The sequence below is a fragment of the Spirosoma sp. KNUC1025 genome, assembly GCF_045160025.1.
Taxonomy (GTDB): Bacteria; Bacteroidota; Bacteroidia; order Cytophagales; family Spirosomataceae; genus Spirosoma.
The window spans coordinates 4,280,211-4,301,651 of sequence record NZ_CP087139.1 but is presented as its reverse complement, the minus strand read 5'-3'; the positions used below and the strand labels follow the sequence as shown (position 1 = coordinate 4,301,651).

14 protein-coding genes and 1 pseudogene are annotated in these 21,441 nt (G+C 47.5%); 6 read left to right on the top strand and 9 right to left on the bottom strand.

The window, feature by feature from the left end:
• Positions 1-29: 29 nt before the first annotated feature.
• The 6 genes and pseudogenes from LN737_RS18720 to LN737_RS18695 all read right to left on the bottom strand — a co-directional run bounded on the left by LN737_RS18720 (position 30) and on the right by LN737_RS18695 (position 6,157).
• Positions 30-191 (bottom strand): hypothetical protein, encoded by a 162-nt coding sequence (locus LN737_RS18720; RefSeq protein ID WP_405520579.1) that lies wholly within the window; start codon positions 189-191, stop codon positions 30-32.
• Positions 192-215: 24 nt separating this feature from the next.
• A pseudogene (locus LN737_RS18715) lies at positions 216-1,567 on the bottom strand (NCS1 family nucleobase:cation symporter-1); the annotation flags it as partial.
• A gap of 100 nt (positions 1,568-1,667) precedes the next feature.
• The gene (locus tag LN737_RS18710) at positions 1,668-2,723 is read right to left on the bottom strand and encodes a nucleoside hydrolase (RefSeq protein WP_405511358.1); all 1,056 of its coding nucleotides are present in this window, start codon (positions 2,721-2,723) and stop codon (positions 1,668-1,670) included.
• Complete coding sequence (locus LN737_RS18705; protein WP_405511357.1) at positions 2,724-3,188, bottom strand: GNAT family N-acetyltransferase; 465 nt, start codon at positions 3,186-3,188, stop codon at positions 2,724-2,726.
• Between the two features lie 99 nt (positions 3,189-3,287).
• Complete coding sequence (locus tag LN737_RS18700) at positions 3,288-4,634, bottom strand: aminotransferase class III-fold pyridoxal phosphate-dependent enzyme (RefSeq protein WP_405511356.1); 1,347 nt, start codon at positions 4,632-4,634, stop codon at positions 3,288-3,290.
• A 65-nt stretch (positions 4,635-4,699) separates the two neighbouring features.
• Complete coding sequence (locus tag LN737_RS18695; protein ID WP_405511355.1) at positions 4,700-6,157, bottom strand: CoA-acylating methylmalonate-semialdehyde dehydrogenase; 1,458 nt, start codon at positions 6,155-6,157, stop codon at positions 4,700-4,702.
• 108 nt (positions 6,158-6,265) lie between these two features.
• Between LN737_RS18695 and LN737_RS18690 the strand changes: the two genes are divergently transcribed.
• Positions 6,266-6,739 (top strand): Lrp/AsnC family transcriptional regulator, encoded by a 474-nt coding sequence (locus LN737_RS18690; RefSeq protein WP_405511354.1) that lies wholly within the window; start codon positions 6,266-6,268, stop codon positions 6,737-6,739.
• 16 nt (positions 6,740-6,755) lie between these two features.
• On the opposite strand, the gene LN737_RS18685 is transcribed toward LN737_RS18690, so the two are convergent.
• Positions 6,756-7,925 (bottom strand): hypothetical protein, encoded by a 1,170-nt coding sequence (locus LN737_RS18685; protein ID WP_405511353.1) that lies wholly within the window; start codon positions 7,923-7,925, stop codon positions 6,756-6,758.
• A gap of 434 nt (positions 7,926-8,359) precedes the next feature.
• On the opposite strand from LN737_RS18685, the gene topA reads away from it, so the two are divergent.
• The 4 genes from topA (at position 8,360) to LN737_RS18665 (ending at position 14,789) form a co-directional block, all read left to right on the top strand.
• A complete protein-coding gene (gene topA / locus LN737_RS18680) occupies positions 8,360-11,050 on the top strand; it encodes a type I DNA topoisomerase (RefSeq protein ID WP_405511352.1) in 2,691 nt (896 codons plus the stop codon).
• A gap of 126 nt (positions 11,051-11,176) precedes the next feature.
• Positions 11,177-13,471, top strand: coding sequence for a family 20 glycosylhydrolase (locus tag LN737_RS18675; RefSeq protein WP_405511351.1), 2,295 nt, complete (start codon positions 11,177-11,179; stop codon positions 13,469-13,471).
• Positions 13,472-13,554: 83 nt separating this feature from the next.
• Positions 13,555-14,247, top strand: coding sequence for an NAD-dependent deacylase (locus LN737_RS18670; protein WP_405511350.1), 693 nt, complete (start codon positions 13,555-13,557; stop codon positions 14,245-14,247).
• 74 nt (positions 14,248-14,321) lie between these two features.
• Positions 14,322-14,789, top strand: coding sequence for a gamma-glutamylcyclotransferase (locus LN737_RS18665; RefSeq protein ID WP_405511349.1), 468 nt, complete (start codon positions 14,322-14,324; stop codon positions 14,787-14,789).
• A gap of 162 nt (positions 14,790-14,951) precedes the next feature.
• On the opposite strand, the gene LN737_RS18660 is transcribed toward LN737_RS18665, so the two are convergent.
• Positions 14,952-16,169, bottom strand: coding sequence for a heparan-alpha-glucosaminide N-acetyltransferase domain-containing protein (locus LN737_RS18660; protein WP_405511347.1), 1,218 nt, complete (start codon positions 16,167-16,169; stop codon positions 14,952-14,954).
• 121 nt (positions 16,170-16,290) lie between these two features.
• Entirely contained in the window at positions 16,291-18,147 is a 1,857-nt protein-coding gene (locus LN737_RS18655; RefSeq protein ID WP_405511346.1) for a M61 family metallopeptidase, read from the bottom strand.
• 133 nt (positions 18,148-18,280) lie between these two features.
• Here LN737_RS18655 and LN737_RS18650 point away from each other — a divergent pair, with 133 nt between their 5' ends.
• Complete coding sequence (locus LN737_RS18650; protein ID WP_405511344.1) at positions 18,281-21,349, top strand: tetratricopeptide repeat protein; 3,069 nt, start codon at positions 18,281-18,283, stop codon at positions 21,347-21,349.
• Positions 21,350-21,441 lie beyond the last annotated feature (92 nt).

Sequence of the window (21,441 nt, the reverse complement as noted above, 5' to 3'; positions counted from 1 at the left end):
TTCATTCCAGAAAATTGAGCATCAACGTATTAAGCCGAATTCCGCAGTGAGTTGACCGACAAATCCTCCACATTCTTTACGTAACGATTCGTTTCTTCTGTATTTAAATAGCGAGTTCGCATCAAGCCCAGGTATACTCCTCCGCTCACGAAAAAGCCAACGAACCAGGCATAGTTATAAATTTTCGACATCCACAGGGGAACGCTATCAACAGATAGCACCTGAATGGTCGTTAGAAATCCCGGAATGTTGGGAATGATCCCCGCCAGCAGAGCAATAATAGCCGCTGAATTGAAGCCGTTCGAGAAGCTGTAAATGCCTGTTGTGCTGTACAGATCACCTAGAATCAGTTTCTGTTTTCGCAGAAAAAATAGTCGGCAATCATAATTCCTCCTACTGGCCCGAGTAGGCTGGAATAGCCCACTAACCAGGTAAAAATAAAGCCTGTCGGGTCAGCGATCAGCTTCCAGGGAAAGATAAGGATTCCAATGATGCCGGTTATATACCCTCCTTTTCGGAAGTCAATTTTAGACGGTGCCAGATTGGCAAAATCATTGGCCGGGCTGACAATATTGGCGGCAATATTGGTGGCCAGCGTAGAAATGGCTACCGATATCATAGCCACGCTTACCAGAAGTTTATTCTCAAATTTTCCGGCCAGAATGAGCGGATCCCAGATGGTCGTTCCGTAAATTATTGTTGTGGCCGACGTAACAACAACGCCGATAAACGAGAATAGAGTCATGGAAGGCGGCAATCCAATGGCCTGACCTTTTATCTGCGCTTTCTGACTAGTGGCATAACGGGTAAAATCAGGAATGTTCAGCGAAAGCGTAGCCCAGAAACCCACCATACCCGTGAGGGCCGGAAAGAAAAAGGCAAAAAAGGCCGTTGAATCACTGAATTTGGAAGGCTGCTGCAGGATCGGCCCTAATCCATTTCCGGCTGAAATAGCCCAATACAATAAAGCCAGAGCGGCTACGGGCAGAAAGAAAGCCTTGAAAATCAACAGCTTTTTAATGCTTTCAACACCCAGGTAAACGACGTACATATTCAGCAGCCAGAACAGAACAAAGCAGATCGCCGGTCCCGTCTGTAACCCAAACGATACAGGGAATATCTCGGGCAAGGTCTCCAGTGCCGGAAACCATAACCGAAGCATCTGATACAAGGAAAAACCGCCCAACCAGGTTTGAATACCAAACCAGCCACAGGCCACAATGGCACGTAGCAGCGCCGGAACGTTGGCTCCGCTGGTTCCGAAACTAGCCCTGGCCAGTACGGGAAATGGAATGCCGTATTTAGCTCCTGCATGACCGTTCAGTATCATTGGAATTAACACAATGGTGTTCCCAAGAAAGATAGTCAGAATGGCCTGCCACCAGTTCATACCACCCTCAATGAGCGAACTAGCCATCATATACGTAGGAATACACAAACTCATGCTGATCCACAGAGCCGCGTAATTCCAGGTATTCCAGGTCCGCTTCGATGCGGGAATGGGGGCTAAGTCTTCGCTATAGAGTACGGACGATTCGTCTACGTTTGCTTCGGCTAGTTCCTGCATTGTTCGTTTTTGTGTTGATGGTTTTTCCGGGTCGGTACGCGAATCAGGCTAAATCGTTACTACGTAAACCGAATAGAGTAAACCGTAAACTACAAACTATTTATTTCATTTTCAACGTATCGAAAACCATTTTCTTAAACAAAGCTTCGCTGGCTTCGACACAAATGGTTGCGTTCGGCGGCTTGCCCCAAACACCCAGTTCATCAATGGCCAATGCGCCCAACGTCAATTCACCACGTGTTTCTACATCAACAAAGCGGGTTATTTTTTCAGTGATAATGGCCGGATCAATCACAGCGGCAATGGTGATAGCGTCGGGGTGATTGGAGCCGTTCATTTTCTGGCGTTCCTTGCAATACTTTCGGCGGATACGGTTTATTTTCATAAAAAAGTCGGAATAAGTTGTCCCAAGCTTCTCCACTTTCGCATAATCGTCGTCCGTAAACACTGAACTCTTCACACTCACATCAAATCCAACAGTAGTCAGCGGTATTCCCGATTGAAAAACTACCCGTGCAGCTTCCGGATCGACCCAGGCGTTGTACGTAGCACCGGGGTTAATGTTTCCGTAAAACTTGTAGAAGCCACCCATGAAATACAGCTCTTTCACCTTTTTGGCGATAGTCGGGTCTTTCAACAACGCCAGCGCTACGTTGGTCAGCGGACCTATTGCTACCAATGTCAGTTGGCCGGGATTAGCATTTACCAGCCGAACGATAGCGTCAACGGCGTGTTCGTTTTCCGGCTTTTGTTTCGGGTCCGGGAAATGGGCATCACTCATGCCATCGCTTCCGTGAACGTAGGTTGCGTTACCGTGCACTTGACGTACCAGCGGGCGGGCAGACCCCTGAAAAACAGGAATTTGACCAGCTTTCCCGGCCATTTCCAGTGTATACAGCGCATTTTTCGTTTGCTGCTCAAACCCAACATTCCCACACGTAATGGTAATGGCCTCTACCTTCAACTTTGGTGAAGTTACGGCCATCAAAACAGCCAAAGCATCATCGGTAGCGGTATCACTGTCGAGTATAATTCGCTTCACCGGATCAGCGAGAGATTTAAGACTTTTACCCGTCGCAAACGCACCTACAGGCAGAAAAGCTGAAGCCGTACCGACCGACAATGTTTCAATAAATTGGCGTCTTGTTGTGCGCATTTAATCGAGATTACGTTTCATTCCTTCGTGCGTCGCTACGAAACCCAGTGATTCATAAAATCGGAGGGCATCGCGTCGTCGCTTATCCGTTGTGAGCTGTAGCAAATGACAACCTTTCTCCTTAGCCCGATTGATCGCGTACTCAAAGACGTTTGTCCCGATGCCCTGTCCGCGGTACGTCGATTTCGTCCGGACCGCTTCGATTTGGGCTCTACTCCCACCCTGATACGTCAGGTATTGAATAAATGACAACTGAAACGTAGCAACTATTTCACCATTTAATTCAGCAACCGTTAGCTCCTGATTCGGGTCGGCAGCTATTCGTTCAAATGCCTTTAGGTAGTTATCTGACAGCGTCGCTTCGTGGCTTTCACGCAAGACACCCAGGGTATCATCCGAAAGCATTTGCACAATGTCGAACAGGTCCTCTTTAGTCGCAAGTCTGAATGTCAAGGTATTGGTCATAAAGTGGTATTGGCCGGTCGGCCGTCGTGGTGTCGGTTTTGATAAACCGACACCACGACGACTGCTTGATATTACGAATTGACTGACACCACGAATTGGCTACTGAACGTATTCATCGGCAATCTTCAGAGCCTCGCTGATAATCGCCAGTCCTTCATCAATCTGCTCTCTGGTGACACAAAGCGGTGGGGCCACAAATACGTAACTCCACCGAACGAACGTATACATGCCAAGCTCTTTGATTTTTGCCCCTACTTTACTCATTATCGCCATGTCTTCCGGCTTAGCGTTGAAGGGCGCCATAGGTTCTTTCGTGTCCCGGTTCTTCACGATTTCAAAACAGCCTAATAGACCCGTGGTTCTGAAATCGCCAATACAAGGATGTTTTTGTTTCATCAGCTCAGCTTGTTCGGCAACGTATTGACCCATTTCAGCCGCATTCTCAATCAGATTCTCGTCTTCGTATATTTTCAGGTTTTCCAGCGCAGCCGCGCAGCTTACCGGGTGCGCATTGTAGGTCATACCCGTAGCCAGTACCGTATCATTGTAGCGGGCCGCAATCCGGTCAGTTACCATCAGGCAGCCGAAGGGCAGGTAACCGCTTGTAATCCCTTTCGCCATCGTGACCATGTCCGGCACAATCCCGTGATTTTCAAAACCAAACCACTTTCCTGTTCGACCGAAGCCGCTCATCACCTCATCCATTATCAATAAAATGCCGTACTTGTCGCAGATGTCACGAACGGCAGCCAGGTACCCGACCGGATATTGTAGGCAACCCGACGTACCCGATTCGCCTTCCAGCAAAATGGCAGCAATGTTTCCCGGTCCTTCATAAGCAATGATCCGTTCCAGTTGCGCCACCGAATCCGGTAACATACTCGCTTCATCGTGGTTCCAGCGATAGCGGTAGGGTATGTCGATATGGACAAAATTGGGCGACTGCTGCGAATCGTCGGGCAGTTTACGAGGGTCCCCTCCCACCGACAAAGCACCGTACGTAGCTCCATGATACGACTGATATCGACTTAAAATCTTGTGCCGACCCGTATAGGACCGCGCCATTTTGAGAGCCGCTTCGATTGACGTAGCACCACACAGGGTGAAATACGCTTTGTTTAGGTCGCCGGGGCAGATTTCAGCCAGTTTTTTACCAAGCTCACCCCGTACTTTTGTGACGCAATAGGGCGTTACGTAGCTCACATCCTGCATTTGCCGGACCACGGCTTCCGTAATTCGCTGGTTGCCGTGCCCGATATTGACGTTCATCAATCCCGACGAAAAGTCGATGTACCGTTTGTCGTCATAATCATAGAGGTAAACCCCTTTCGCATATTTTACAGCAATCGGCGTAATCCCTTTCTGTTTGCTCCAGACAAACACGGTTGAATCAAAATTATCCTGAAGGATTTCCTGAGTTTCAGAAAGCGTCGTTGTATCAAGCATGTTATATAAAGTTTACACTCTTCGGTTCACTATTTTATGGTTTGATAAATCTGCCCTTAATTCGGTTAACTCATCCAGTTAATTCCTGATTCGGGGTTCCATTTCGTCGTTGTTTTGCGGAGTTTCGTCCAGAATTCGATGGAGCTTTTGCCCGTAATATCCCCAACTCCAAAACGGCTTTCATTCCAGCCTCCGAACGAGAACGGCTCACGTGGAACCGGAACGCCTACATTTACCCCCACCATACCCGCGCTGGCTTTGTCCATGACGTAACGGGCCAAGCCGCCGTTTTGGGTAAATACAGATGCCGCATTTCCGTACGGATTTGCATTCTCAATGGCCAGTGCTTCATCGACCGTGTTTGTCCGCATGATGCTGATAACCGGCCCAAAAATTTCCTCTTTCGCAATGGCCATATCCGGCCTGACATAGTCGATCACCGTTGGTCCCACATACGTACCGTTTTCTTTTCCTTCAACTGTGGGATTACGTCCATCCACCAAGACTTTAGCCCCCTGGCTTTCAGCTTCGGTAATGTATCGTTCAATACGTTCTTTCGATATCCGATTTATGACTGCCCCCAGGTTTTTCCCCGGCACCACCTTCTGAGCCTCTTCACACAGTTTTTCAATGATATGATCCACTGGACCAACGGCTACCATCGCCGAAGCGGCCATACACCGCTGTCCGGCACAACCGGCCATCGACGCCGTAATATTCTGGGCCGTCATACCCGGAATTGCATCAGGCAGCACGATCAGGTGGTTTTTTGCCCCACCAAGCGCCAGACAGCGTTTAAAATTACTGGTAGCCCGTTGGTAAACCAGTTTGGCAATTTTGGTAGAGCCAACAAACGACACAGCTTCAATGTCTGGGTGATCGCAAATGGCATTGACAACCTCACTATCCCCGTGTACGATATTGAAAACCCCGGCAGGTAAACCCGCTTCCTGCAACAGCTCTGCCAGTCGACCAACGCTCAACGGCACTTTTTCAGAGGATTTGATGATCATACAGTTACCCAAGGCAATGGCATTGGGAATTGTCCAGTTCGGCACCATACTCGGAAAATTGAACGGCACTATGCTCGCCACAACACCCAGTGGTACGTGTTCAGTACGACATTCAACACCCTTGCTAACTTCCAGAACTTCGCCTGGAATCAACTGTGGGAGTGAGCAGGCAAACTCCGCTAACTCCGCTCCTTTTTCGATTTCGGCTACAGCTTCTTCATACGTTTTGCCGTTTTCTTCCTGAACCAGTAATGCCAGCTCTTTTACATTCTTTTCCAGAAGGGCTTTATAACGAAAAAAGACCTGCACTCTTTCTTTTATCGTTGTTCGGCTCCAGGCCGGATAGGCCGCTTTGGCAGCCTGCACGGCTACGTCCAAATCAGTGGCCGTAGACAGTGGCACCGTCGACAGATGGACACCATCTACTGGCGAAATCACATCCAGCGTATTACCGGTAGACACTTCGACAAACTGGCCATTTATATAATTCCGGATCGGAAGGTATTTCATGGTTTTGTTGTAGAACTGCATTTTTTGCAGAAACAGGTGATGCAAACTATAAATTATTCATAACCAAATCAAATTTTAGCAATATTTTTACCGGGCAAAACCACGAAAATGGAAAGAAATCAGAACACGCTGGACGATCTGGACTTTGCGATCTTATCCTGTCTTCAGAAAGATGGTCGAATGTCATTCACCGAAATAGCCGAACAGTTGAACGTATCGGTTGGTACGGCCCGTACCCGGCTGAATCGCCTGATTGAAGAAGGTGTCATCAGTATTGTAGGTCGTGTTGACCCCGATAAAGTAGGCTTTCGCGCCTATGCCCATGTAGCGGTGTATGTACGCCCTGCTACGCTCAAAGAACACGTGGCCGACACAATTTCAAAAATGCCGGAGGTTAGTTTTCTGGCCAGTACGTCGGGCGACTATGATCTGGAAGTGGATGTGATGTGCCAGACAAACAACCACTTAGTTGATTTCATAAACGAGATTTCAAAGATTGAGGGGATATACCAGACCAAGACAACCCTTTATTTTAAAGTATACAAATACGCTCAGCCAGACCTGAATTTATTGAAAAACTAGGGTTGGTTTATGCCAATTACAACCGTCCTGATGGTACTTTTCCAGCCCTTAAAACACGTACCTGATCGGGACTGAACGGAGCGCTCATCAAATCTGACGTTTCCTGATAGCATCGGAATAAATCGGCAATAAAGTGTAGTCGTTCGGGCAAATTAGCCCAGTCAGTTGCCCCACTTTCCCGCACACTGTTGAGCGTAGGGTCTATTTTTGTGAGCAATGCCAGTAAATCCTGATTTTTCAGCTCGGTCAGCGATACTGGGATCGTAGCCGGTACGTCCTGACTCAAACGCAACCGCAAATCATTAGGAAATCCCAGCGTCATCAGATGCACTGTTATTACTGAACGTACTTGCTGTTGGGCAATACCCAATAACTTGTCTATCGCTTTTTCTAAAGGTGAGGGCTGACCTAAAAATCCGTTGAAAAGTAATTTCATTCGGGCAAAAAAACCCTTGAGATCAGGAAAAAGCACCGAAATTAGTTGAGATCGAAACTCTTCCGGATCAATCAATACCATGTTCAGCGATTCGGCAATTTCAGGTTGCAACCGCGTTTGTTCGTGAAAGCCGATTTCCAGATTCGCCAGCAGTTGAAGTTCGGCCCGTTTATTTACATCCGATTCAAAAAGCGCCTGGTAATACCGCGAAAAAGCCTGACGAAGAAACAGTTGCCCATCGGGTGGCAGACCGGGCCTGAGTGTCTGATTAAACTGGTCAAGATTGGCCTGTTGAAAAACTTCGTCTGGAAAACAGATTTGTATAAACCGGGCAAATTCCAGCCCGATCTCTTCAAAAACTTTTCTATTTCCGCGACTGACTGCGTTACTGGCACGGTCAATGGACGTATTGATCAGAACTACCAAGACTGACTTTTTAATTTTTTCAATGGATTGACTCGACCCTAGTTGTCTGGCTGCCTGGGCAATCGTCTGAAGGATGGCTTCGGTTTGTGAATCAGCCGATAATAAAGCCTCGAGACTACGCCGAAAATCTTCTCGACGTATGGTCTGTCCTGCCTGTTTGGAAGCCCAGGTTGCAAACGTACACCAGTTGGCAATCGGTCCGGTTCTGCTGCTGAAAGCGGTCGATAATTCGTAATAACATTGGGTAATCTGTAGGTTACGTACCACTGGGTCCGCTACGGCCACAATTCTGGTTAGGTCGGCGATAGAAAGAGTTGCGGGCATCGGACAGGTTTTGGAGAGAAGCAAACGACCAATTCCAGACTACACAATAGGTAGCTGGTGGCGAAAGTAAAAAAATTTTACGCTTCCTGAATTTGGCCAGTCAACTATTTCTATTACGTGTTATTGAGCGGCTAACAAATCGCTCAAATAAACAATTTATGCTCATTTATAACGATTTCACGTACCATAACCGAACTGTGTGTCATTCGCTGTTGTTATCACTGTACAGCCGGTTAATCGGTCCCATAATCCCTCCGTTTTACTGTATCGTACTTAGCTTGTCTTGCACAAGTCAGTGCTTTTGCGTCTATATTTGACCCGGGCACGTAGTCATAGCAGGGCTGAAAGTCAGTGACTGTGCAGATTATGCCCCTGTCCATACAGATGCTTTGCAGTAAATGCCGCGAAGATAGTTACAATCTGAACCTCAAATTATGTCAAAAAACTTAGTCATTGTGGAGTCGCCGGCGAAGGCGAAAACCATTGAAGGCTACCTGGGCAAGGACTTTACCGTAAAGTCCAGTTTTGGTCACGTACGCGATCTCCCCAAAGATGGGCTAGCCGTAGACGTAACCAATGGCTTCCAGCCATCCTACGAAATTTCGCCCGACAAAAAGAAGTTAGTGAGTGAATTAAAGTCATTAGCCAAAGCAGCCGAAGAAGTCTGGCTGGCAACGGACGATGACCGCGAAGGGGAAGCCATTTCCTGGCATTTGAAAGAAGCGCTGGGCCTTCGCGATAATACCAAACGGATTGTATTTCGTGAAATCACGAAGAATGCCATTCAGAATGCCATTAAAACGCCCCGGACTATTGACGTTGACCTGGTGAATGCTCAACAGGCCCGGCGCGTACTGGACCGACTGGTGGGTTATGAGCTATCGCCGGTTTTATGGCGTAAGATAAAAGGAGGCAGTACCGGATTATCGGCCGGCCGTGTTCAGTCGGTTGCGTTACGTCTTGTGGTCGAGCGGGAACGCGAGATCGACAAACACGCGGCAAAATCGTCGTTTAAAGTCACAGCTCAGTTTATTGTCGATGGCAATAAAGTGCTGAACGCCGAACTGCCCAAGAACTTTCCGACCTCAGGTGAGGCCCGCAAATTTCTGGAAGCCTGCATTGGCGCTACGTTCACGATCAAGAATCTGGAAGTTAAACCCGCAAAAAAATCACCAGCTCCGCCCTTCACAACCTCTACATTACAACAGGAGGCATCGCGTAAACTGAGTTTTTCGGTTGATCGCACCATGCGCCTTGCTCAAAATTTATACGAAGCCGGTAAGATTTCGTATATGCGTACTGATTCGACAAACCTGTCGCAGGAAGCAATCGATAAAGCAAAAACGGAGATTGAAACAGAGTTCGGTCCTAAATACGTACAAACCCGGCAGTTCAAAACGAAAAACGAATCGGCTCAGGAAGCGCACGAAGCCATCCGGCCGACGAATTTCAACGACCGCAACGCTGGAGCCGACCGTGACCAGAAACGTTTGTATGAATTGATCTGGAAGCGGGCAATTGCTTCGCAAATGTCCGATGCCCAACTCGAACGGACAACGGTAACCATCGGCATCAAATTCGCGAATGGCACATCAAATGAGCAGGAACTTAGCTTAGATGTGTTTGGAGAAGATTTTGATCCTTCGAAAACCACGATTGCTGAAACGCAGCCAACTGTTGCCACCGGGACTTTACCGAATGTATTGATCGCACAGGGTGAAGTAATCAAATTTGATGGTTTTCTGCGTGTTTATCTTGAATCAAAAGACGATGATGACAGCGATGAAGACGCTAAAGGTATGTTACCCCCGCTGACCATTGGCCAGGTTCTGAATCTGGGGCAGATGAAAGCTACCGAGAAGTTCACCCGTCCACAACCGCGTTACGCAGAAGCTTCATTGGTGAAAAAACTGGAAGAAATGGGAATTGGTCGTCCGTCGACGTACGCACCAACCATTTCGACGATCATCAACCGGGGCTATGTCATTAAGCAGGACAAACCCGGTCAGGAACGGAAATACACCGAGTACACGCTTCAGCAGAATCAGATTACGGAAACCAGCGGCAAAGAGACGTTCGGCTCCGAAAAAGCCAAGCTCTTTCCAACCAACACAGGTATCGTCGTAAACGATTTTCTGGTCGAATATTTCCCTGATATCGTTGATTATCAGTTCACAGCTACGGTTGAGAAAGAGTTTGACGAGATAGCAGACGGTCGGATGAACTGGCAGAAAATGCTTGAAGAGTTCTACGGCGATTTCCATAAGAACATCGAAGAGATTCAGGGGGCATCTGTTGGTTCCTTCAAAACTGGTGCCCGCGATCTCGGCCTTGATCCTCGTACTGGCAAAAAAGTTTCAGCTCGTTTAGGACGGTATGGGGCTTACGCTCAGATTGGCGAAGCAACCGACGAGGATAAACCACAGTTCGCGAACCTTCGGGACGGTCAGCTGATTGAAACCATTACGTTACAGGAAGCCCTCGATCTGTTTGCTCTGCCTCGTGAGATCGGTTTCTTCGAAGACAAAGCCCTGACTATTGGTATTGGCAAGTTTGGTCCGTACGTAAAGCACGACGACAAATACGTGTCTTTAACGAAAGAAGATGACCCCTACTCCATTGACGCCGACCGGGCTATTCAGCTCATTCAGCAAAAGCGGACAGAGTCTGCCGGCGAAACATTGGGCGAGTTTGAAGGTAAGCCGATTACAACGGGTAAAGGACGTTTTGGCCCTTATGTGAAGCACGACGATAAATACATTTCGATTCCACGTAACGAATCACCCGTAGGGCTGTCCATTGACCGGGCTATCGAACTGATTCTGGCAAAGCGTCAAGCCGAAGCGAATAAATATATTAAAGAGTTTCCGGAAAATCCGAGCGTGAAAGTAGTGAATGGGCAATACGGACCTTATCTGGCGGTTGGCAAACGTAATGTCAAGATTCCAAAAGATGTTGACCCGGCCACACTAACGCTGGAAGATTGTCTGAAACTAGCGGGTGATGAACCGACTGCGGCAGGAAAAACCAGCGCTGGCAAAACAGCTAAATCACCTGCTAAGTCAAAAGCAGCTTCCGCTAAAAAACCAGCAACGGCGGCCCGAAAAACAGCAGCTAAGAAGTAATTTAGAATTTTAAACGAATGTCTTCCAGTTGTGAGTTAAACCAAAACTCGCGATTGGAAGGCATTCGTTTTTGTCAGCCTTTGGAAAATCATCGCTATTTTGCCGCTTGAACCATATACCACGACGATGCTCTTTCGCCTGAAACATCTGTTTTTCTTTTTTCTTTCTATTTCATCATTTGCCCAATCTGACAATCAATACAATCTTATCCCCTTTCCGGCCCGCTTTGCAGGGCAGACCGGTCAGTTTACGCTTACTGCCAATACACGTCTTGTCATTGCCCCCGCCACGGATGCTGGTGTAAAATCGGTTGCACAACTCTTTGCGGGTCAGGTTAAAACCGCGAATGGATTGGCGCTTCCGGTGGCCGCAACAAGTCCGGCTCTGACTAAAGGCGTGCATATTTTTCTGTCGCTAAACAAAAAGCTGAATCTTGGTGATGAAGGGTATAAATTGACGGTAACACCAACGCGCGTGCTGGCTGAAGCCGCAACGGCTAAAGGGCTGTTTTACGCTGCGCAAACCATGCGTCAGTTGCTTCCCACAACGTCAGGTTCTGCGGTCACAATGCCCGCTTGTGCCATTACCGACAAACCGCGTTTTAGTTACCGGGGTCTGCACCTCGACGTATCGCGCCATTTCATGCCGGTTTCGTTTGTCAAAAAGTACATCGATCTGATGGCCATGCACAAGCAAAACACATTTCACTGGCACCTGACCGATGATCAGGGCTGGCGTATTGAAATTAAGAAATACCCGAAACTTACCCAGGTCGGCAGTAAGCGTTCGGAAACCCTAATCGGTCAGTATTTCCAGAATTACCCGCAGCAGTTTGATGGCAAGCCCGTTGGTGGGTTCTATACACAGGATGAAATACGGGACGTAGTACGTTACGCCCAAAGTCGGTTCGTTACGATAGTCCCTGAAATTGAAATGCCAGGGCACGCCTTGGGGGCTTTGACTGCTTACCCTGAACTGGGCTGTGAACCAACCAAAAACTATCAGGTCGCAACAAAATGGGGCGTCTTTGATGATGTGTTCTGCCCGTCGGAGAAAACGTTTAGCTTTTTGCAGGACGTATTGACGGAGGTTATGACCCTTTTTCCCGGAAAATACATTCACATTGGGGGTGATGAATGCCCTAAAACAGCCTGGAAAAACAGTGCCTTTTGTCAGGACCTGATGAAGAAAAACAAGCTTAAAGACGAACACGAGCTGCAGAGCTATTTCATTCGGCGCATGGAAAAGTTTGTTAACAGCAAGGGCCGCGCCATTATCGGTTGGGATGAGATTCTGGAAGGAGGCTTAGCGCCCAATGCAACCGTTATGAGCTGGCGGGGAACTGAGGGTGGAATAGCCGCGGCCAAACAAAAACACAACGTTGTAATGACCCCCACCGGTACGTGCTACATGGATTACTACCAGGGCAATCCGGCTACCGAACCCCTGGCTATTGGCGGCTATCTACCTCTCGATCAGGTGTATGCCTATGAGCCTATGCCTGCTGAACTGAGCGCTGCCGAGCAAAAGTACGTACTGGGCGTTCAGGGTAATATCTGGACCGAGTACACACCGACACCCGAAGCTGTGGAATACATGGTGTACCCGCGTGCTATTGCGATTGCTGAATTAGGCTGGATGCAGGCAGGTCCGCATAATTTCGAGGATTTCGCCCAACGCCTGAAAAATCATTTACCCCGACTTACGGCCATACCCGTTAATTACGCCAAACGCCTTTTCGACATTACGGCAACGACACAAGGCAATGATCAGGGCCAGCTTCAGGTTGTGCTAAAAAAACTGGATTCCGATAGCCGGGTTTTTTACACGCTGAACGGGAAAGAGCCGAATGAAAAAAGCACCGAATATATTGGCCCGATTACCCTGACAAAAACTACCACAATTCGAGCGATGACACCGGCAGGGGGGCGGCTAATGCAAACCTTTACGCTTCACAAAGGCAAGAACAAACCCTACACGTATGCCATTGCCCTTGAAAATAACAGCGACAAAGAGGTAAAAAAACTGACGGACGGCATCCGAAGCGAAACTCCGCGCGACCGGCGACAATGGGCGAATTTCTTTGGTGATATGGATGTAACCCTCGACCTGGGCGACGTAACGAGCGTAACAAAAGTATCGCTGAACTTCCTGAAAGTAATTCTGGAGAAAAACTTTCCGCCCAACTCGATAGAAATTGCCCTGTCAAAAGACGGGAACGATTATAAAGAGGCCATCACGCAACCCATAACGTACAACCTGAATGGCCCCTGGGACATTTTGCCCGTTGTGGCCGACTTCAAAACGGCCCGCGCCCGTTACGTCCGGATTCGGGCGAAAAACGTGGGGGTTTGCCCGGCTGGCCATCCGAATGCAGGCGAAAAAACCTGGTTTGCAACGGATGAGATTGTTGTAGAATAATTTTTTATGGAGAAGGTAAAAAGGAGAAGGGCAGTTGCTACTTAATTTCCCTTCTCCTTTTTCCTTTAATACCTTCTGCTGTCATGAAAAAAATCGTCGTTCTCTCTGGCGCGGGTATCAGTGCCGAAAGTGGCATACCAACATTCCGGGCTTCGGACGGGCTTTGGGAAAATCACCGAATTGAAGACGTTGCCACCCCAGAAGCCTGGGAGCGAAACCCGGCGTTAGTGCAGGATTTCTATAACCAGCGTCGAAAACAGGCGCTTCGTGTACAGCCCAATGCTGGTCATCTGGCACTAGTAAAGCTGGAAGAAAAGTACGACGTAACAGTTATTACACAGAACGTCGATAATCTGCACGAGAAAGCAGGCTCATCGAAAGTGGTCCACTTGCACGGTGAGTTATTTAAATCACGTAGCACAAAAGACCCCAATCTGATTTATGACATCGAGGGTTGGGAACTAAAGCTGGGTGACCGCTGTGAAAAAGGGGCTCAACTACGTCCACACATCGTTTGGTTTGGCGAAGCGGTGCCCATGATGGACGTAGCGCTGGATATTACCTACGAGGCCGATCTGCTTATCGTTGTCGGTACGTCCCTGAACGTATATCCGGCTGCGGGTTTGGTGTACGCCGTTCGGGACGGTGTCCCGATTTACGTTGTGGACCCCAATATTCCCACCATGCAGAAACGCCCAAACGTTACGTTCATTGCCGAACCAGCCACCATCGGACTGACACAATTGGCGGAGGAGTTACTGAAAAAGGCAGAATAAGCGCATTTCCAGATTTTATATTTTTACTGCTATACTATCGCAAGACAGCGTAGCTAAATCACTAATTATAGAATATGGAATTAGACACTCTGGTTAAAGAATTAAACAAAAAAATAATATCGAAGGGTGTTGGTTTAGAAAAACTTAACAACAACGATTTAACGGAAGTTGAAAGGGATTTTGTTGAGAAATATAAACCAGAAAAAGCCATAATTATATACGGATCACTGGCTCCAAACAGGCCAAATCATTCGAAGATTGAACACATCAATGGCAAATGGCTGAAAGGAATTGTAAAAGGTACATTAGTCAATGAAGGCTGGGGGGCGAAAATGGGCTATTATGCCTTTAAGCATTCTCACTCTGACGTACCAGAAATTATAGATGCCTACGTCCTATTTTCAGACAAATTAGTTGCTAACTGGTCCTATTTAGATGAATTTGAAGGCGACGGCTATAAACGACTATTGGCAAAGTTTGAATTAGAAACTGGAGAGATTGGCGTAGGAAATATTTATGCTTTAAATGATTCAGGCTTTTAAGAGATCATCAAAAAAATTATAAAGAGAAGTCGAAATAGGACGATTTTCTATTGGAAGGCTTTGTCATTCCGACCGGCGGACCGGTCGGAATGACAAAAAAACGCATCAAACAAAATTTAGTTTGAGTTTGTAGAAACCAGAAATTTATACACTCGTCAGACATCATAATTTCAACTTCACGCCTACCCAATTTAACCGGCCTGTAATCCAGGCGCACATAATTGCAAAGAGAAAGGATTTAAGTAAGCCAATTGCCCCAATTAGTATGGCTTCAGGTAAATGAAGATGCAGGAGCGTCATGAGGCCATAAGCGAAATACGGAATCAGGTAGCACAATAACGTATCGGTTCCGGCGGGTTTGATAAGTGTAAACCAGTTGGCCTTCCCGCCCACGTCCGTTAGCCAGTAGATACCCAGAAAAGCAAGGATCGTGATGGCGCTACACAAAAACAGCCAGGCTGGTGTAGCTCCTAATTTACTTAGTCCCCAAAACTGTCGGGTATAGATCGAAAGGCCAACCAGTACGACAACGATGGCCAGAAAAACAAGCGTCATCTGTTTGTTGTGATCCCGTTTGCGATATAGTTGAAAAAGTGTCGAGATCACTACGCCCCCCATCGTCAATCCAACCATCGTGCCTCCGCTTATGGCACCCGGAATGACGTGTACCACTTTGGGAAGTAAAGCAGCATGATCGGCCATGCTTAACAAGGCAAACCCAACCCATGCCGCTGCGAGTACAGGAATTCGATTACGGGCGAATACTGTCACCAGTGCCGCGGCCAGATACGACCACCCAATCAAACCCAGAATCCCCCACCAGTGCGTAGCAAAACGGGGTTCCTCCTCTCCCCTGTACACAAAAGCCAGAATAAACAAAACACTTATTCCCAAGCCTTTACTGACATAAACGATCCATTTGACTGCGTTCTTTGGGTAGGCATTCCAGATCAGGATAAAAGATAGGCATGAAAGCATATTCCAGACGCCCCGCTGCATTCCTGTTGCGGCTTCGTTGATCGATTCGCCATTGACCAGAAAAACGCCCATTGTGAGTAAGGCTATCGACCGACCTATAATATGGCCAACTAACGTAACATCCGTATCGCCTTTTTTTCGTCGGGCATTGATCGCAAAGGGCAATGACATTCCGACGATAAACAAAAATGCCGGAAAAACTGAGTCGGCCAGTCCCATACCATCTACGTCGCGTGGTACGTGCTCCAACCAGGCAGGAATATTTGTTAGCGACCAGAGATCATTAACAAATATCATCAGGATCATTGTCGCAGCCCGCAGCACATCGATTGACTCGATTCGGACGGGATTCAAAACAATCGGAGGGGCTTGTTGGGTTAGTATAGTTTCTGGCTGAGGCATGTCGATTTTCGTTCTGATTGGATTAATAAAATAGGTTTATTCGCTCAATCCCGACTTTTTCGATTTGTCTTATCAAAAACAAAGCAGGCTCGATATTCTACCGAGCCTGCTTTGTTTTTGATTACCTAATGTACAGCCATTTGTTGTATAACGTCTTTTGCGCGGGCGTTACGTTCGGTAAGGGCTGGAGTCGATAACTCACCAACGGGTTCTGCGTTAGCGTTACAGGAATTTTCCGCAGCAAACCTGCCCGGTTCACGAGCACATTCAGCGTTTCCCCTACAGCCCGGTTGCTGATGAGTCGTAATAAATCGTCGCCTACGCGTACACTGTCGATTGACAATATTTCATCGCCCACATTGAGGCCATCGGTGTAAGCTGCCGAACCCCGTCGAACGCTTGAAACCGTAGACTTCCCATTGGCTGTTGATACGCCCACACCCAAAAATCCGTCCTGGGTTTTGGCGGCTACGTTGGTCAACTGCAAACCCACGGGTTCAAAGTAGGCATTGTAATTAATGGGCTCAGCCGAATTAACACCAATATTAAAAAAATCATCAAGGTTACGTCCGGCCATCTGTTCGGCTGCCTTCCGGAATTCATCGTCCGTAAACCCTCTTTTCTGCTTTTTATAATACTCGGCATACAAAAAGCGCATAAGATCATCCATGCTGCGTTCCCCATTGCTACCAGCTAGAATGGCCAGATTCAATAAAGTCCCCAGAACGCTTCCTTTGCTATAATAAGAAATCGTCGTATTGGTTGAGTTCTCATTTGGCCGATAGCCTTTAATCCACGCATCCCAGCTCGACTCGGCCGCCGACTGCACCCGTACGCCCGGCTGATTCTCGATACCCGTAATGTCGTTAGCAACGATATTTAGATACGTTTCGGGAGTATGAAAACCCGCCCGACGGAGAATATAATCCTCGTAAAATGACGTACATCCTTCTGAGAGCCAGAGCATGTGTGTATAATTCTCATTTTCGTAATCGAATGGCCCGAGTGCTATTGGTCGAATTCGTTTTACGTTCCAGAGGTGAAAATATTCGTGCGCTACCAGGGTCAGAAATCCTTTGTAATTGGCTTCCGTTGAATAAGCATTCCGATACGTTTCGAGTGTTGTAGAATTCAGGTGTTCCAGCCCACCGCCACCCGTCGGAATATGATGAACGATAAAGGTGTAATGCTTGCAGGGATGCTCGCCGATAACCGTTGCTGCGGCCTCGCAAACACGCTTATAGTCAGCCTGTAATCGCTTTTCGTCATACTCCACATCACCAAACATGGCTACAGAATGTGGTACGTTTGACGCCGTGAAAGTAAATGTTCGGTGATTACCGATCTCAATAGGTGAGTCAATCAGCAAATCAAAATCAGGGGCTTCGTAAGTATAGGTTGCACCAGCTACAGGGTCGAGGCCCGTTGCTACGTATCTCCAGGTTTTATACGGCTGTACGACCACTCGATGCGGCTGACTTTTCAGGGCGTCGTGGTACATAAACATCCCGGCTGGCGTTACGTATCCATGATCGGCATCAATAAAACAGGTCCGTACCGTCAGTTCGTTGGCATACACCCGATATCGAATCGTTACGTTGTCATCGCCCGTATACACGCGCCAGGCGTTTTTTCGAATTTTCTCACTGCGAACAGGCTTCCCGGCTGAGGTTGCTGAAAAGGCTTCTACATTTTTAGCGTATTCACGGATCAGGTATGAACCCGGTGTCCATACTGGCATTTTTATATCCAGATACCCATTTTTTCTTGCGCCAGTGGCTGAAGCTATATTTTTCAGCTGCATTTCGACCTCAAAATAATGGGTTTGTGGTTCAGGCATCGAAAGCACGTAAGTTATGCCTGGTGGAGCTGCTACGGGGGTTTCGTCGTGAGTAATTCGGGGGTTTGCAGTTGATGAAATGGATATAAAAAAGGTCCAGACAGTAAGTAAATACAGGAGCCGGGCGTTTTTTTTCATACGGAAACAGGAATACCTTCGTTTTTTGTCCAGATTAAACGTGAATTTTGCCAATTCATTGGCGAAGCTACGACGCAATCCAGAGAATAAGTAGTTTCCAGTTTAAAGTTTATCGTAATCTCCGCATTCATCTATGCCCTACTCAATCGCCTGTACGGGTCAACAGCAGTCAGACTATTCTTCACTGAGTCGGCTTGTCGTAATCCTGACCCTGGGGCTTCTTACATCTTTATCGGTGTCGGCTCAGCGAACCCAGAGTTATGCCGAACCAGATTATCATTACCGAAATGGTCTTGAACTCTTTGAGCGGGCCAATTATGCTGCGGCCCGTTACGAATTTCGGCAATACCTCGAACCGCGTCGGGGCGATGGCTCACAGACGCTGTTTAATACGGGTGATCAGAATGCCGTTGACGCCGAGTACTACATTGCCCTAACCAGTCTGTACATCGACGAGCCCGGTGCTGAACTACTTGTGGATCGGTTCGTTCAAAATCACAGCCAGCACCCTAAAGCCGCCCAGCTTTACGGTGACTTAGGTACGTATTATTTCACCCGACAGGACTATGCCAAAGCCATTGACTTTCTGGAAAAAGCAGTAGCACAGGGCGGCAGTAGCGGGCAGCAAATAACATTCAAGTACCAGTTGGGCCTTTCTTACTACAATACGCAGAACCTGCAGAAAGCGTTGCCGTTGCTGAATGAAGTGAAACTCGACCCTTCTTCGGCCGATGCTCCAGCTGCTTCCTACTATGCTGGCGTCATTAATTTCCGGAACCGGAATTTTAACGAAGCCGTGGCTGATTTTCGCCGGGTAGAGAAAAATCCAACATACCAGAATCAGGTACCAAACTGGATTGCACAGGCACTCTATCGCCAGCGCCGGTTCGATGACTTACTAGCCTATACGGAGCCGTTGCTTAAACGTAATGCAGGCTCGGCTATGAGCGAAGTGGCGCTTTATACGGCTGAAGTCTATTATCAGCAGAACCAGTTTGCAAAAGCAATTCCGTACTACAAACAGTATATCAATGCCGCCGGTGCAAAAGCGCCCGGCGCTGTCAAGTTTCGATACGGTCAGTCGCTCTTTCGGACGGGGGCTTACAACGATGCGATTACGCAATTAAAAACATTGGCAGGCGGTAAAGATACGACTGCCCAGTATGCAGCTTACACATTGGGTATTAGCTACTTACAGACACAGAATCCAAGTTATGCTTTAAATGCATTTGATCAGGCAAGTCGCTTAGCTTTTAGTCCAGAGATTCAGGAAGAAGCCCGGTTTAACCACGCCAAACTCCAACTCGATCAGAACAACGGCTCCGATGCGGTAAAAGAATTAACTGCTTTTTTGAAGCAGTATCCCAATAGTAAGTTTGAGAATGAAGCCAATGAGTTAGTGGGGGAAGCCTATTTTGCGTCCAACAATTATCCGGCCGCCATTGCCTACATCGAAGGCCTCAAACGCCATACGCCCAAAATCAATGCTACGTATCAACGGCTGACCTATAATCAGGGGGTTAACGATTTCAATGCCGAACGCTATCCACAGGCTGTTGCCAATCTGGATAAATCGCTGAAGTTTCCGATAGACAATGAGTTGCAACAGGCGGCTCAATTCTGGAAAGGCGAAGCCTACTCGGCGGGTAAACAATACGACACAGCCATTCCGATTTATGCCAGCATTGCAAAATCAGGTTCAACGTATGCCGCAAAAAGCCTGTACGGCCTCGGTTATGCGTACTATAACAAAAAGGACTACGCTACTGCGGCCAACTATTTCCGCGATTTTGTTAGTAAACGAGCTGGAGCCGACGATCAGGCACAGGTTCAGGATGCAACCATACGCCTGGCCGATTCATATTTAGCCACCAAGCAGTATGATAATGCATTACGTTCGTACGATCAGGCAATCAGCCAGAATGCAGCGGATAAAGATTACGCTTCTTACCAAAAAGCGGTCACGCTGAGCTATCTGGGTCGGGATGCTGATGCCAGAGCGCAATTCGATCAGGTACAACGTCAATATCCCAATTCGCGCTTCGTTGATGAATCGCTTTTTCAGCGGGCCAATGTCGATTTCGAAAAGGGTTCGTATCAGGTGGCCATTCAGGGTTTTACCAAACTTATTCAGGACAAGCCAAACAGTACGCTTATTCCGGCTGCTCTGCTGAAACGGGCTATTGCCTATGGAAATATTCAGCAATATGATCCGGCCGTGGCTGATTACAAACGTATTCTGGATAATTATGGCGATTCTGAACAAGCGCAAAGTGCTCTACTGGGTATTCAGAATGCATTAAGTGATTCTGGCCGACCCGAAGAGTTTTCGCAAGTGCTGGGTCAGTATAAAAAAAGCAATCCGGGCAGCACCGATGTGGAGCGGGTACAGTTTGATAACGCTAAGGATATTTATGCCAATGGAAAATATGCACAGGCTATTCAATCGCTTCAGACGTTCATGCAGGAGTATCCGAATAGCCCGAACACGAACGAAGCCCGTTATTACATTGCTGAATCGTACCGGCAAACCAACGATCCGGCAAATGCACTTCGCTTTTACAACCAGATCGTTGCGGATAACAAATCCGACTTTTTGATTCGGGCAGCCACCCGAGCAGCTGATTTGGAAGCGAAGCAAAAAAATTATCCCCGTGCTATCCGAAATTATCAGCTAATTCTGAGCAAGGCGAGTGGCAAACCTGAACAGGTAACGGCTCAACTGGGGCTAATGGATACGTATTATGCCATTCCCAAGCTTGATTCAGCAGCTATCCTCGCCCGCGATATTGTAGCGGCAGGCAGCGTAGTACCAGGTGCCCAAAACCGTGGTCAGCTTATGCTGGGTAAAGTCGCGTTGGGTAAAGGGGATTACAAAATGGCTCAAACTGAATTTGACAAAACGATTGCGCTGGCAAAAGACGTAAATGGAGCCGAAGCTCTGTTTCATCTGGGTGAAATCCTTTACAAACAGAAAAAATACAAAGAGTCGATTGCTACGTTGCTGAAATTCAACGAGCAGTTCAGCGATTTTGAGTTCTGGAAAGGGAAAGCTTTTATTCTGGTCGCCGACAACAACGTAGCGCTGGATGAACTGACCCAAGCTAAAGCCGTACTAAATTCAATCATCGAAAACTCATCCGACGAAACCATCATCGCCGAAGCCAAACAAAAACTGGCTTCGATTGAAAGCAAAAATTAATAAAATGATGAACGATGAATGATGAATAATGAATGACAAAGGTGATCGATTCCAGACTTGGGCTAATCAGTCATCATGTATCATTTATCAGT